Annotated in this window: 13 protein-coding genes and 1 tRNA gene; 13 read left to right on the top strand and 1 reads right to left on the bottom strand. The window is 69.9% G+C overall.

The window, feature by feature from the left end:
- Positions 1-100 precede the first annotated feature (100 nt).
- A complete protein-coding gene (gene pgm / locus FRCN3DRAFT_RS0228730; RefSeq protein ID WP_007514029.1) occupies positions 101-1,777 on the bottom strand; it encodes a phosphoglucomutase (alpha-D-glucose-1,6-bisphosphate-dependent) in 1,677 nt (558 codons plus the stop codon).
- A 526-nt stretch (positions 1,778-2,303) separates the two neighbouring features.
- On the opposite strand from pgm, the gene nadD reads away from it, so the two are divergent.
- From nadD to FRCN3DRAFT_RS46825, 13 genes are all read left to right on the top strand, one after another.
- Entirely contained in the window at positions 2,304-2,909 is a 606-nt protein-coding gene (nadD, locus tag FRCN3DRAFT_RS0228725; protein WP_007514027.1) for a nicotinate-nucleotide adenylyltransferase, read from the top strand.
- A 266-nt stretch (positions 2,910-3,175) separates the two neighbouring features.
- Positions 3,176-3,619: a ribosome silencing factor gene (gene rsfS, locus FRCN3DRAFT_RS0228720; protein WP_007514025.1), complete on the top strand. Its 444-nt coding sequence runs from the start codon at positions 3,176-3,178 to the stop codon at positions 3,617-3,619.
- The gene (locus FRCN3DRAFT_RS0228715; RefSeq protein ID WP_007514023.1) at positions 3,616-4,344 is read left to right on the top strand and encodes a histidine phosphatase family protein; all 729 of its coding nucleotides are present in this window, start codon (positions 3,616-3,618) and stop codon (positions 4,342-4,344) included. The genes rsfS and FRCN3DRAFT_RS0228715 overlap by 4 nt, the downstream gene beginning before the upstream one ends.
- An 88-nt stretch (positions 4,345-4,432) precedes the next feature.
- A tRNA-Ala gene (locus tag FRCN3DRAFT_RS0228710) sits at positions 4,433-4,509 on the top strand.
- A gap of 1,141 nt (positions 4,510-5,650) precedes the next feature.
- Entirely contained in the window at positions 5,651-7,009 is a 1,359-nt protein-coding gene (locus tag FRCN3DRAFT_RS0228705) for an NsdA family TPR-like regulatory protein (RefSeq protein ID WP_007514022.1), read from the top strand.
- The gene (locus tag FRCN3DRAFT_RS0228700; protein WP_007514020.1) at positions 7,006-8,025 is read left to right on the top strand and encodes a hypothetical protein; all 1,020 of its coding nucleotides are present in this window, start codon (positions 7,006-7,008) and stop codon (positions 8,023-8,025) included. The genes FRCN3DRAFT_RS0228705 and FRCN3DRAFT_RS0228700 overlap by 4 nt, the downstream gene beginning before the upstream one ends.
- A gap of 322 nt (positions 8,026-8,347) precedes the next feature.
- Positions 8,348-8,602, top strand: a complete 255-nt coding sequence (locus FRCN3DRAFT_RS0228695) for a DUF4332 domain-containing protein (protein ID WP_007514019.1) — start codon at positions 8,348-8,350, stop codon at positions 8,600-8,602.
- A 150-nt stretch (positions 8,603-8,752) separates the two neighbouring features.
- A complete protein-coding gene (locus tag FRCN3DRAFT_RS46835) occupies positions 8,753-9,076 on the top strand; it encodes a GlsB/YeaQ/YmgE family stress response membrane protein (RefSeq protein ID WP_007514017.1) in 324 nt (107 codons plus the stop codon).
- Between the two features lie 5 nt (positions 9,077-9,081).
- Positions 9,082-9,537, top strand: a complete 456-nt coding sequence (locus FRCN3DRAFT_RS49945) for an STAS domain-containing protein (RefSeq protein WP_007514015.1) — start codon at positions 9,082-9,084, stop codon at positions 9,535-9,537.
- A 258-nt stretch (positions 9,538-9,795) separates the two neighbouring features.
- On the top strand, positions 9,796-10,470 hold the full coding sequence (locus tag FRCN3DRAFT_RS0228680) for a DoxX family protein (RefSeq protein WP_007514013.1): 675 nt from the start codon (positions 9,796-9,798) through the stop codon (positions 10,468-10,470).
- A gap of 118 nt (positions 10,471-10,588) precedes the next feature.
- Positions 10,589-11,080, top strand: a complete 492-nt coding sequence (locus FRCN3DRAFT_RS0228675) for a YflT domain-containing protein (RefSeq protein ID WP_007514011.1) — start codon at positions 10,589-10,591, stop codon at positions 11,078-11,080.
- Between the two features lie 577 nt (positions 11,081-11,657).
- Positions 11,658-11,897: a hypothetical protein gene (locus FRCN3DRAFT_RS0228670; protein ID WP_007514009.1), complete on the top strand. Its 240-nt coding sequence runs from the start codon at positions 11,658-11,660 to the stop codon at positions 11,895-11,897.
- Between the two features lie 255 nt (positions 11,898-12,152).
- Positions 12,153-12,926 (top strand): PP2C family protein-serine/threonine phosphatase, encoded by a 774-nt coding sequence (locus tag FRCN3DRAFT_RS46825; RefSeq protein WP_051466397.1) that lies wholly within the window; start codon positions 12,153-12,155, stop codon positions 12,924-12,926.
- The last annotated feature ends 15 nt before the right edge of the window (positions 12,927-12,941 follow it).

The raw sequence follows: 12,941 nt of genomic DNA, 5'->3' as shown, positions 1-12,941 counted from the left end.
GCGGCACCGGATCAGATCTCGACCGGGTGGTTGGAGCGGATGACACGTGGGTGGTGACCAACCGGTGGCGCGCGACGGCCGCCCGTCGGCGGGGGTGGCGTCAGCCGCGGGCGAGGGCGGCGTCGACCATGGCCTGGGCCTCGGCGAGCACCGAGTCCAGGTGGGCGGGGCCGCGGAAGCTCTCGGCGTAGATCTTGTAAACGTCCTCCGTGCCGGACGGACGGGCGGCGAACCAGGCGTCGTCGGCGACGACCTTGATGCCGCCGATCGAGGCCTCGTTGCCCGGCGCGTGCGTGAGCGTCGCGACGACCGGCTGGCCGCCGAGCGTCGCCGCGCCGAGCGCCCGGGGGGTGAGCTTCTTCAGGACGTCCTTCTGTGCCACCGTGGCGGGCGCGTCGACCCGGCGGTAGGCGGGGGCGCCGTACCTCGCGGTCAGCTCCTCGTAGAGCGCGCCCGGGTCACGGCCGGTGACCGCGGTGATCTCGGCGGCCAGCAAACAGAGGATGAGGCCGTCCTTGTCGGTCGTCCAGACGGAGCCGTCGGACCGCAGGAACGACGCCCCGGCGCTCTCCTCACCGCCGAAGCCCAGGCTTCCGTCCGTCAGCCCCGGCACGAACCACTTGAACCCGACCGGCACCTCGACGAGGTCGCGGCCAAGCCCCGCCGCCACCCGGTCGATCAGGCTCGAGCTGACCAGCGTCTTGCCGACCGCCGCCGCCGGAGCCCAGTCGGTGCGGTGCGCGAACAGGTAGGAGATCGCGACCGCGAGGTAGTGGTTCGGGTTGAGCAGGCCCGCGCCGGGCGTGACGATGCCGTGCCTGTCGGCGTCCGCGTCGTTGGCGACGGCGATGTCGAACCCCAACCGGTCGTCCGCCGGGGTCGCCCCCGTCAGGCGCAGCAGCGAGGCCATCGCGTACGGGGACGACGGATCCATCCGGATCTTGCCGTCCCAGTCACGGGTCATGAAGCCGAACGTCGGGTCGATCGTGTCGTTCACGACGGTCAGGTCCAGCTGGTAACGCTCCGCGATCGCCTGCCAGTAGACCAGGCTCGCCCCGCCCAGCGGGTCGACGCCGACGCGCACCCCGGCACCCCGGATCGCGTCCAGGTCGACGACGCCGACCAGGTCGTCGACGTAGGCGGTGACGTAGTCGTGCACGGTCGCCGCGGCCCGCGCCTTCTCGTACGGCAGCCGGCTCACCCCGGCCAGGCCCGCGGCCAGCAGCTCGTTCGCCCGGTTCTGGATCGCGGTGGTGACCTCGGTGTCCGCCGGCCCGCCGTGCGGTGGGTTGTACTTGAAGCCGCCGTCCGTCGGCGGGTTGTGCGACGGGGTGACGACGATGCCGTCGGCCGCGCCCGGCCGGGCGGAACGGTTGTGGGTGAGGATCGCGTGCGAGATCACCGGCGTCGGCGTGGCCTCGCCGTCCGGGGCGATCCGGATGTCGACGTCGTGGGCCGCGAGCACCTCCAGCGCGCTCGCCAGCGCCGGGGCGGACAGGGCGTGCGTGTCCACCCCGATGAACAGCGGCCCGTCGATGCGGGCCGCCGCCCGGTACTCACAGATCGCCTGGGTGGTCGCCAGGATGTGGTCGGCGTTGAACGAGCCGTTCGTCGACGTGCCGCGGTGCCCCGACGTGCCGAAGGACACCCGCTGGGCGGGGTCGGCCGCGTCCGGGTGGACGTCCTGGTAGGCGGCCAGCAGCGCGTCGAGGTCGACGAGCTCCGCCGGGTCCGCCGGCTTGCCCGCGAACGGGCTGACGCCGGGGCTCACCGCCACGGCCGGCTTCGCCGGTGCGCGAGCGGACGGCCCGGCCCGGAGCCGGGCGCCGGGCGCGGCGGAGCCGGGTCGGGCCGTGCGGCCGACACCGGGCGGTTGGACCCGCCGGGGCGCGCCGGACCGGGCCTGGTCGTGTGGCCTCCGGTAAAGCGCGAACCGGGCACCGACATCGTCGGCCTCCTCGTCACCAGCGCGGAGCGGACCACGCGAGCCCGTCCTGTACCGCCAGGTCAGGTGCCCCGTCGGTGCCAGCCTTTGTGACAAGTACCTCCGTGGGCGTCCCCGAGCCTAGCTGCCAGGACCCGTCCTGGTGGGTCTCTTGGGAGTCGACGTGGTTACCAACCGGTGACCCCGCCCCTTCCGGTTCGCGGCCCGGCAGGCATCCGCTCCCGATTCGGGCGCCTGTCGACGGGTATGGCGCCGGTCACTCCGGCTGGCGGACGTGCTCCGGGGAGGGCACGTCCGTCGGGCGTGGCGTTACTGTCCGGCAGTGCTGACTAAGTCCTCGGCCAGGCGGCTGGGGGTGATGGGTGGGACGTTCGACCCGGTGCACAACGGGCACCTGGTCGCCGCGAGCGAGGTCGCCGCGCTGTTCGCTCTCGACGAGGTGATCTTTGTTCCCAGCGGTCAGCCCTGGCAGAAGGCCGACCGGGAGGTGTCCGCGGCCGAGGACCGCTACCTGATGACGTTCCTCGCGACCGCAGGGAACCCGCAGTTCACGGTCAGCCGGATCGACGTCGACCGCGGCGGCCTGACGTACACGATCGACACCCTGCGCGACCTGCGCGCGCTCTACCCGGACGCCGAGCTTTTCTTCATCACCGGCGCGGACGCTCTCGCCCAGATCCTCACCTGGCGCGACGTACACGAACTGTTCCGGCTCGCGCACTTCGTGGGTGTGACCAGGCCCGGTTACCAGCTGGCGTTCGACGCGAGCCTGCCGGCGGACTCCGTCAGCCTGCTGGAGGTGCCCGCGCTGGCGATCTCGTCGTCCGACATCCGCGACCGGGTCGCTCGCGGCGCGCCGATCTGGTACCTGACGCCGGACGCCGTCGTGCGCTACATCGCCAAGCGCGGCCTCTATCGTGCCCACCACGACCGGCCTCTTCCCATGCCGCCGGCCTCGGGCTGATGTGCCGGGGGTCGGTGACGGGTCGATGCCGGTGCTTAGACGGGCCCACTGGCGCGGACCGGGACTGGAATGTCAGTCTGTGAGGGTCTGTTGGCCATCATGGGACTGGTCACTGGCCGGACGAACGGCGCGAAACTGCCGTGACCTCGTGTGCCGTGCCGGTTACCGTAACTTGGCCGGCAACGTCCGGCGCCCCCGGGCCGGACAGCCGCCGCAACCCCGGCTGACCTGGCCCGACCACCTCACCACCTTGGAGAACCCGTAGCGTGACCGCTTCCACCCGGGCCGTCGAGCTCGCTCTGACCGCCGCCCAGGCCGCCGCCGACAAGCTCGCGAAGGACCTTGTCGTCCTCGACGTCAGCGAGCGGCTGGCCCTCACGGACTGCTTCGTCCTCGCGTCCGCCGACAACGAGCGGCAGGTCAACGCCATCGTCGACGAGGTGGAGGAGAAGCTGCGGCTCGTCGGGGTCAAGCCGCTGCGCCGCGAGGGCGAGCGGGAGGGCCGCTGGGTGCTGCTGGACTTCTCCGAGATCGTCGTGCATGTCCAGCGTGCCGAGGAGCGCGAGTTCTACGACCTCGAGCGGCTGTGGAAGGACTGCCCACGCGTCGACTTCGAGGACAGGGACAAGGCCAGGGCGACGGTCGGTGCCGGTGCGTCGGGCATTCCGGCGGCGTCCGACGCGGACCGCCCGGCCGGCTCCTCCTGGTGAGGCTGCTGCTCCTGCGGCACGGCCGGACGGAATGGAACGACCGCGGGCGCTTCCAGGGCCAGGCCGACCCACCACTCGACGCGGTCGGGCGCGCCCAGGTGGCCGCCGTGGGCCCGGTGATCCGGGCGATGGGCCCCGACCTGGTCGTGTCGTCCGATCTGCTGCGGTGTCGCGCGACCGCGGCCGCGGTCGGCCTGCCGTACCGGCCGGACGCGCGCCTGCGCGAGATCGACCTCGGTGCCTGGTCGGGCCTGACGTCGTCCGAGGCAGGCCGGCTGTTCCCGGAGGAGGATGCCGCCTGGCGGCGTGGTGAGGACATCCGCCGGGGCGGCGGCGAGACCTACCTCGAGGTCGCGGCCCGAGCCGGCGCGCTGTTCGACGAGATCGTCGCGGCGGGGCCGCCGGCCGGGCCGGACAGCCTCGTCGTGTTCGTCCTGCACGGCGGGACGGCGCGGTCGCTCATCGGGCACCTGCTCGGCCTGCCGCCGGCGACCTGGTGGCACTTCGGCCCGCTGCGCAACTGCTGCTGGTCGCTGCTGCGGCGCGAACACGGACGGTTCCGGCTGGTGGAGCACAATGTCGGCGTCGCCCGGCCTGATAAGGTTGGCACCGGCCCACTGAACGTGACCGTCGGGACCGTCCTTCCTAGCCAGGCAAGGATCTCCGGCGAGGACGCCTCGGTGGCCCCGGACACGGATCCGGTACACTCTCGACCACCGGCCTGACCGGCGGGCAAGAGGTACCGACAGGCACCAAACCGGAACCGCGAACCATGTAGTAGGGTTCGAAGCGCGGTGAAGGAAAATCAAATACGGGGCTGTGGCGCAGTCTGGTAGCGCATCACACTGGCAGTGTGAGGGTCAGGGGTTCGAATCCCCTCAGCTCCACCAGAGTTGCCACGTTTGTAGCATGACGTTGGCGGCTCAGGATCTCGGAAGACAGCATGCCGTTCGGGTGAAGCCCGAGCGGCATTTTGCTGTGCCCGTTAAGGGTCCGGTTACGTCGTGGGCGAGTCCCGGGCCGGACGGCTCGACGAACAGCTTGCCATGCCGGAAGAAGGACGCACACGCGCTCACGATGCTTCGCGAGGCAGAGCGACTCGCACCCGAACTCATCCGGACTCACCCACTCATCCGGACCCACTCACTCGTCCGCGAAACCGTCACGGCCCATGCTCCAACGCGCCCGAAATACCGCGGAGGCTGCGACCTATGTGACCTACGCGGCCTCGCCTACCTCATGGGCGTCACTCAAGATCATGGTCGGTGTCGCTTTCATGATCTGGTGGAATTTTGGGAGCTATCACTCCGAAGATCCCACCAGATCATGAACGGCCCCCGGATCCGGGGGCCGGAACCCCGGATCCGGGCCCATCCGGCCGGCTCCCCCCTGCTGTAAGGGTGTGCCGGGTGCTTTTACGGCCGGCGTTACGGAGCGTGGTTGCGGCGTGCCGGTTGCGGGGATCGCGTGGTGGCGGTGCATCGGCCGAGAGCATTGTCGTGCTGATAAAAATCAGCTCAATCAGCTCAATCCGTTCGACGGGCGGAGAAGAGTTCTTCTGGATCGCAGGTCCGGATGCGAACCTCTGGCTGCGAAATAGCGACCTTGTCTGAGATGTCGGATTGGTCGGCCGACGGGTCACCCCCTACATCGTTGTGTATCGGTTTGGTACCGCTGTCGACCCGCTGTCGTTATTCACTCGTGGCCTTATGGATGATTCGTGGGCTGGCTGTGGCACTGCACATGCAAAGGCGTATGCATCTGGCGTAGTGTCCGCCGACAGATCACCACGCCGAGGTGGTGATCAGACCCGCCGAAGCTTTCGGCGCGCGCGACGGGCCCGGGAGAAGGCGGGGGCACGGTCCCCCGCCTTCCCTGTCTGAGTGCCTGTTCCGGCGCGTCCAAGGAGACATGCATGGTGGCTGCCGTCATCCTCGCTCCGACTACGGCAGACCGCGGAGTCTGTCTATGCCTGGCCGTCGTTCCCTACCGTGTTCTGCCTGTGGCGGCGGCTGGGATGGAGGATCACCGATGATGACGCAGCACATCCAGGCCTGCGCGCATCCACTGACGTTCGTCCGCGTCCAGCGGGGGTGGTCCTATCAGAAGCTCGCCCGGGTCGTCGCCAAGAGGGCTCGCGACCTCGGCGAGGGGAACATGGCCGCGGAGCGGCAGAAGGTGTGGCGCTGGGAGCACCGCGGCGTCGTGCCGGACCGGGTCTCGCAGTTGGCGTTGGCGACCGAGTTGGGCGTGCCGATCGAGCGGTTAGAGTCCCATCCGTGGCCGTCCTGGCTGCCCACCGGTGAAGACGTCCGCATCGACTACCCGTGGACCCAGGCCGGCAGTCTGACCTCGATGATCAATGTCGTCCAGGACGCGGTAAACGACCGTCGCGGCTTCCTCGCCATCAACGGCGCCAGCGTCGCCGCGCTCGCCGACCAGTGGCTGGGGCTGGGGCCCGCCTGCCTGGCCGGCGCGTTGGACGGCGGTCTTGTCGATGATCAGATCGTGCACCGGATGGCGCACAACATCCCCGGCCTGCGGGTGATGGACGACCGGCTCGGCGGGGGGAGCGTGCGCCGGCTCGTCGACGCGGAGCTCGGGGTGGTGACGGAGCTGCTCGCCCGCGGCCGCTTCTCCGAGCGGATCGGCCGTGAGCTGCACATCGTGGCGGCCGAGCTCGCCCGGCTCGCCGGCTGGGTCTCCTTCGACGCCGGATTCCAGACGGGCGCGCAGCGCTACTGGGCGACCGCGCTGCACGCCGCGCACATCGGCGGTGACCGCCTGCTCGGCGCGAACGTGCTGAAGAACATGTCGCTGCAGTGCATCGACTTCTCTCAACCCGTCGAGGCACTCGGGTTGGCGGAGGCGGCCGTGCGCACGGCGGGCGGCACCACCGGCCGGGTCGGCGCGATGCTGCACATGCGCCAGGCCCGGGCACACGCGGCGCTCGTCGACGAAGCCTCCTGCCAGCGCGAACTCGGCATCGCCGAGGCCGCGTTCGACCAGGCGACGACGCAGGAGCCAGCCTGGGCGTGCTACTTCGACGAGGCCGAGTTCCAGGCTCAGATTGGCTGCTGCTACATCGATCTAGGAAACCTGCTGTCCGCCGACGGATGGCTCAGCCAGGCACAGGCGGCCCACCCGGCCGAGAAACCGCGCGATCGGGCGACCTACCTGCTGCGCCGCGCGGGTGTGCAGATCGACCTGGGCAACCTCGACACCGGCTGCGCGTTGGCCGCCCAGGCCGTCCCACTACTGGCGGTCACCCGGTCCCGGCGCAACGCGCGGCGCGCCGACGAGATCCGCCGCCGCCTGCGCCGGCACCCGTCCGTCTCGGCTGCCCGCGACCTCGATCAGCAGCTCGCCGAGACCACGGCGGCCCGGTGACGCCGGCGATCTCGTTCGCTCATCTCTTCCGGCTCAGCGACGACATCGGCCTGTTCCGACGTGCTCTGGGCTCGGCGCCGCGCCGGGAGCACGGGTACTGCGTGGACGACGTCGCGCGCGGGCTGGTGGTCCTCTCCCGCGAGCCGTCGCTGCTTCCGGAACTCATCCGGCTGTTGGACCTCTATCTCGACTTCGTGCTGGCGGCGCAGGCGCCGGACGGCATGGTTGCCAACCGGCGCGACAGCGAAGGCCGCTGGTGGGACGACCCCGAACTTGGTGACTGCTGGGGCCGGGCCCTGTGGGGGCTGGGTACCGCGGCGGCGCTGGCGCCCACCCGGCGGCTGCGGGCGCGGGCCCGGGCCGGGTTCCAGGTCAGTGCCGCCCGCCGTTCCCCCTGGCCGCGGGCCATGACCTTCGCCGCGCTCGGAGCGGGCGAGCTGCTGCTGGCCCACCCGGACGACGAGCCGGCTCGTACTCTGCTCGCCGACGCGGTTACCGAGATCGGCCCGATCAAGGATGATCCCGGATGGCCCTGGCCGGACCCCACGCTGCGCTATGCCAACGCGGCGGTGCCGGAGGCGCTGATCCTGGCCGGCATGTGCCTGTCCGACCGGACGGCAGGTGCGAACGGTCTGCGGTTGCTGGCCTGGCTGCTCTACGTGGAGACCCGGGGCGACATTCTGTCGCTGACCCCCGTCGGCGGCCGGCGCCCTAGGGGTGATCTCAGGCCTGGCTTCGACCAGCAGCCCATCGAGGCGGCGGCCATCGCGGACGCCTGCGCGCGGGCCCACGCGGCGACCGGCCAGCGCGACTGGCTCACCGGTCTCGGGCAGGCCCACGGCTGGTTCCTCGGCGAGAACGACGCCGGCACGCCGCTGGTCGACACCACGACCGGCGGTTGCCACGACGGCCTCGAACCCGGAGGACGCAACGCCAACCAGGGGGCGGCGGCCACCCTCGCCCTGCTCTCCACGGAGCAGCACGCCCGGCGCCTACTCGGGTCGAGGACTCCGTGACTCCTGAGCCCGGGTGCTGGTCAAAACAACCGGCTCTTGGCGCGGTACGGGCCGTGGGATCGTGCGGTGCGTTTCGCGCCGGGTCGACAACCAGGCGTTTTCGGGATATGCTCAAGTAGCTAGGAAATAGCCGGCTCGGGATCGGAAACGCCGCATAGCTGCCGCGAGACCGCGAGTGTGTTACTCACGCTCGAGCGCCACCAGTGATCGCCCCTGGGACGTTGCCCGTGAAGTTTCCCCAATTTTTCCGGCGCCTTGGTGTCGTCGTTTCCGCCGGTGTTTCCTTTTTCCCGCACGCTGAACTCCCAGGAAAGGGAGTCTCATGAGTGCGACCGACATCGACCGCCACCAGGCTCACGAAGGCGATCTGGACAAGATCAAGGGCATCGGCGTCAGGTACCGCGCGATCCTGGAGGAAGTCGGGGTCGCGTCGATCAGGGAACTACGTCACCGCAACGCCGCGAACCTGAAGGTGATGATCGAGGACCGGCACGGGCCGGTCATCGGGCTCACCGAGCTACAGATTCAAACCTGGATCGACAAGGCAAGGACCGTCGGAGCATCGCGTCCTGCCTGATATCCGCGGTTCATCCGGTCGCCCACCATGGCCGCCTGATACCACCACACCCCGCCACGCCGCTCCACTGCACGACAACCTGGGGATGACGCGGCGAGTGCCCGCCGGTGCACTAAAAACAGCCGGCCAACAACGAATAGCAGGGAAAACATGGGCATCATCGCCTGGATCGTACTGGGGCTCGTCGCTGGCCTGATCGCCGAGAAGCTCACCGGAGAGCGGACGGGCTGGGTGGTCGCGGGTGTCTCCGGGATCGTCGGCGCCCTGCTCGGTGGCTGGCTCGCCAAGATGATCTTCAATGTCAAGTCGCTCGACACGTTCTTCAGCCTGTCGACGTGGATCACCGCGATCGTCGGGGCCGTCATCGTGCTGCTGGCCGTGCGCCTGGTGACCGGCGGGTCGGGCCGCTCGCCTCGACGGCGCGCGTCGAACCGCTCGCCTCGGCGGCGTCGGCGCACGACCTCGCGCCGCTGATCGTGATGAAAACCCCCGCCCACACGTCCGAGGCGTTGGCGCAGCGCCCGGACAGATTCGTCTCCCGATTTCATGCCGACATCTACGCGCCGCCCGACAGAACGATCGTGCGTGCACACGGTGAGATCGACCTGGCGACCCGGGCCGCGTTCCGCGCGGCGTTGAGCGCTGGCCTGGACCGGGCGCCCCTGCTGCTGGTCGTCGACCTTGGCGGCGTGTCGGTTCTGGGCGCCTGCGGGCTGGGAGTCCTGTTCGACGCGGCGAACCGGGCGGCCCGTGCCGACATCCCGATCATGGTCATCGGCGCCCGCCCCCGTATCTACCGGCTGTTCGCGCTGACCCGCCTGGTTGAACGGCTGGATGTGCGTCCCGCACCGGTCATGGGGACTCTGATACCCGCCGCGGTCGGCGGTCCCGCCGGCGCACTTACCAGCTGGGCCCAGGACGGGGCGTCGTCATGACCGCCACCGACGCGTCGCCGGACCTCCGGCCGCCTGCATCGGACAACACGCAGCCCGCGCCTCGCCGGCATGTCGTGCGCTCCACGCGCACTGGTCGAACCTGAACGGCGACCATCTTTTTCGTCGCCGTCCTTAGCCTGCCGCTGGTCTTCGTTCCGTGGAACGACCAGCGGGTCAAGGTGTCTTTCCCGGGCTTCGAGGGTCATCTGCCGCTCGCCCGCGGACCCGATCGACGAGAATCGAAGGAACGTGAGCGCGATGGTCGACATCGCCAAGAATCACCACGCCCCGGTGGAGACCATCGACCGACCCGTTGGCACCATGACGCGGCCGGCCGTCGATGACGCCGAAGCCCGGTCAGCCAGCATGGCATCCCAGAACCATGCAGACCGGCCATCCGCGCCCGGACAACAGCCGGTCTCGACGGCCGCCGGCGGTGGAGACTCGGCTCCGGTCGTCCGCTACCTGCTGGCGGTCGTCCGGCTCGCGTTGGGCTGGGTGTTCCTGTGGGCGTTCCTGGACAAGGCGTTCGGGCTGGGCCACGACACGACCTCGGCGAAGGCCTGGATCCACGGCGGCAGCCCTACCAAGGGATTCCTCGGCTCCGCCGCCAAGGGCCCGTTCACGGGCTTCTACCATTCCTTGGCCGGCACGGCCTTCGCTGACGTGCTGTTCATGGTTGCACTGCTCGCGATCGGCGCGGCGCTGATGCTCGGCATCGGGATGTGGCTGGCCGCGACCGCCGGGGCAGTCCTGACCGTCATGATGTGGAGCGCCGTCCTCCCGTCGGCCAGCAACCCGTTCATGGACGAGCACCTCATCTACGCCGCCGTGCTGGTCGTCCTCGCCTGCCTGGGCGCCGGCCGCACGCTGGGACTGGGCCGCGCCTGGGTAGCGACCCCACTGGTACGACGCCTGCCCTGGCTCGCATGAGAAGCCGTCTTCGTGTCGCCCTGCACCGTCCGCGGGGACCAGGGCGGACGGCCGGGCGGAGAACGGGACGCTCCATCTCGCCAGCTCCGGAATCTCCTCTCGGAATGAGGCACAAGAAGTGACCACCCAACCCGACGGTCCGCGTCCAGCGCTGAACCTGGAAGATCCGATATCGCTGGGGATATACGACGACTATCCCCGGGCCCAGTACGTGGTCGACTACCTGGCCGACCACGATTTCCCCGTCGAGAACGTCGTCATCGTCGGTACCGAACTGAGGTCGGTCGAGCGCGTCACCGGGCGCCTCACCCACGGCAAGGCCGCGATCGCGGGTGCGGTCTCCGGCCTCTGGATGGGTTTGTTCGTCGGCATCGCCTTCGCGCTTTTCAGCACACAGAACCAGATCGGATTCCTGATTACCACTCCTTTCCTGGGCGCGGCCTTTGGACTGGTCTGGAGCCAGATCGGATTCCGCGCCGCAACCCACGGTGGTGCCCGGGACTTCTCCTCGATCAGCCGGGTCGTCGCGACAAAATACGAGGTCCTGATCGAACACCGCTTCGTCGGCCAGGCCCGCAGGCTGGTCTCCGCAATGTCCGTAGGCCAGTAGCCGGGCACTTCCGGGCGGACGGAACCCGATCCGACTCGGCTCCTCCCTACAGCATGGACACGCAGGTGACGGTGCGCCGCGGTACCCCTGACCTTCGACGAGCTGGGTCCCCGGGTTCGCCGGTGGTGCGGGCCCCGCCGGCCTCCAGCTGCTCTGCTCGGCGACAGCGGCGTCGTCGAGCAGAGCGTTGACCGGCGATGCGCCGCGCTGCCTCCGGACGATCGCAGCCCCGGCGGCAACAGCCTCGCCGGCCGGGCGGACTCGAACTGGCCTTGGCCGCGAGTACGATCGCCCGGCGCCCTTCGGCGGTCGTCCGGCGATCCGTTCAGCACGGAGCACGTGAAGACTACGAGCGGCCATTGACGTGGCTGTCGAGACGGGATTTCCCGCCGCCCTCTGGCATTTCAGAGGTCTGATCGTTCCGTCCGGAGCCGGACAACGGGATAGGGACGGCGTACGATGACCCCGCTGGGAAACAGCCAGCTCGGGCTGGGGTCGCCGCGCGTCAGTGTCGCCGCCCCACGAGCCTCAGGCTCAGCGCCGGGCGCCTCGGTGATCTCTTCTGTAGAGGCACCTCATGTCCGCTGAGAACGGTTCCACATCCGCGCTCTCCATGCCCACGCCGACGCACGTGCTCGGTAGCCGATACGGCAGGTGTGGCGGCAGGGCCGCGTTCGCCAGGGAGACCAGCGCTGGCAGCTGGCAGGTCAAGGTGCACGATCCCACCAGTCCGCGCGTGGGCCACGACGGGTGGTTGCTGATCGGCTCCGGCTGGTCGACGTTGGCCGAGGCATTGGCCGCTACCGGCCTGACCTGAGCCCGCGCCGTGCTGCCCCATGATCGGGCCGACGCGACGGTGGCGCGTGCGGCCGCCGTTCGGTCCGGATCGCGCGTGGCACAAGGAAGTGGCGGCTCAACCGAAGGTCTCGCGACCGTCGCGGCGGGGGAGCTGGGACGGCGCGAGGACACCGCGCGCGCGGGCCGCGCGGCGGAGCGGCTAGGAGTGCTTGTGGCCCAGGGGTTGGCCCCGCACATGGGTCTGCTGCCGCCACGGACGACTGGTGTTCCAGGCATGGAGGTCGCCGCGCGTAGCCTGCCGGCGGCTGACGGCCTGGGGGCGCTTGGCGACTTCTACGACGTGTTCCCGGTGCGGACGCGCGGCGACACCGGCTCCAGGAGCAGCACAGGCCGAGTACACGTACGGCGTGAACCGGAGTCGGAACGGTGGGATGCAGTGATCGGGGACGTCAGCGGCCATGGCCCGGAAGCAGCGATGATCGCGGCGTTGGCGCGTTACACGATCCGCGCCGTCGCGACGACCGAGAAGACTCCGTCGCGGGTGCTCGACCGCCTGAATACGGCGCTTCTCACCCGGAGTCCTGGTAGCGAGCGTTTCCTCACCGCCACCTACGTCATGCTGTTTCCCGGCCCAGGTGGAGCCCGCGCGCTCCTCGCGTCGGCGGGGCATATGCCCGCGCTGCTGAGAAGCGCCGCCGGTTCGGTGCGCGCCATCGGGCATCACGGTCTGCCCTTGGGTCTGTTCGACAACTCCGGCCTGAAGAACGTGCGCGTGACCCTGCGGCCGGGAGTTACGTTGTTGCTGTATACGGACGGTGTCACCGAAGCTCGACGGGGCCGCGAACAGTACGGCGAGGAACGCCTCCGAGCTCTCCTCGCCGCGACGGGGCAGCTCAGCGCGCACGACCTCGTGGATGCCGTTGAGGCGGATGTGCTCGCCTTCACCGGTGGCCCCCATGCCGACGACATCGCTGTTCTCGCGCTGCGCGCGATCGACGTGGCTCGACAGGAGTCTCCCGCGCCCCCGCCGGCACGGTCTGACATCTGACTGAGGATGACAGTT

It is taken from the genome of Pseudofrankia saprophytica, assembly GCF_000235425.2.
Taxonomy (GTDB): domain Bacteria; phylum Actinomycetota; class Actinomycetes; order Frankiales; family Frankiaceae; genus Pseudofrankia; species Pseudofrankia saprophytica.
This window is presented reverse-complemented; position numbering and strand designations above follow the sequence as displayed.

What these genes read in the sequence shown, in the direction of transcription:
- nadD (WP_007514027.1), top strand. Translation starts at nt 2,304, where the DNA reads ATGGGTGGGACGTTCGACCCGGTGCACAACGGGCACCTGGTCGCCGCG.
- FRCN3DRAFT_RS0228705 (WP_007514022.1), top strand. Translation starts at nt 5,651, where the DNA reads ATGATGACGCAGCACATCCAGGCCTGCGCGCATCCACTGACGTTCGTC.
- FRCN3DRAFT_RS0228695 (WP_007514019.1), top strand. Translation starts at nt 8,348, where the DNA reads ATGAGTGCGACCGACATCGACCGCCACCAGGCTCACGAAGGCGATCTG.
- FRCN3DRAFT_RS46835 (WP_007514017.1), top strand. Translation starts at nt 8,753, where the DNA reads ATGGGCATCATCGCCTGGATCGTACTGGGGCTCGTCGCTGGCCTGATC.
- FRCN3DRAFT_RS49945 (WP_007514015.1), top strand. Translation starts at nt 9,082, where the DNA reads ATGAAAACCCCCGCCCACACGTCCGAGGCGTTGGCGCAGCGCCCGGAC.
- FRCN3DRAFT_RS0228680 (WP_007514013.1), top strand. Translation starts at nt 9,796, where the DNA reads ATGGTCGACATCGCCAAGAATCACCACGCCCCGGTGGAGACCATCGAC.
- FRCN3DRAFT_RS0228670 (WP_007514009.1), top strand. Translation starts at nt 11,658, where the DNA reads ATGTCCGCTGAGAACGGTTCCACATCCGCGCTCTCCATGCCCACGCCG.
- FRCN3DRAFT_RS46825 (WP_051466397.1), top strand. Translation starts at nt 12,153, where the DNA reads ATGGAGGTCGCCGCGCGTAGCCTGCCGGCGGCTGACGGCCTGGGGGCG.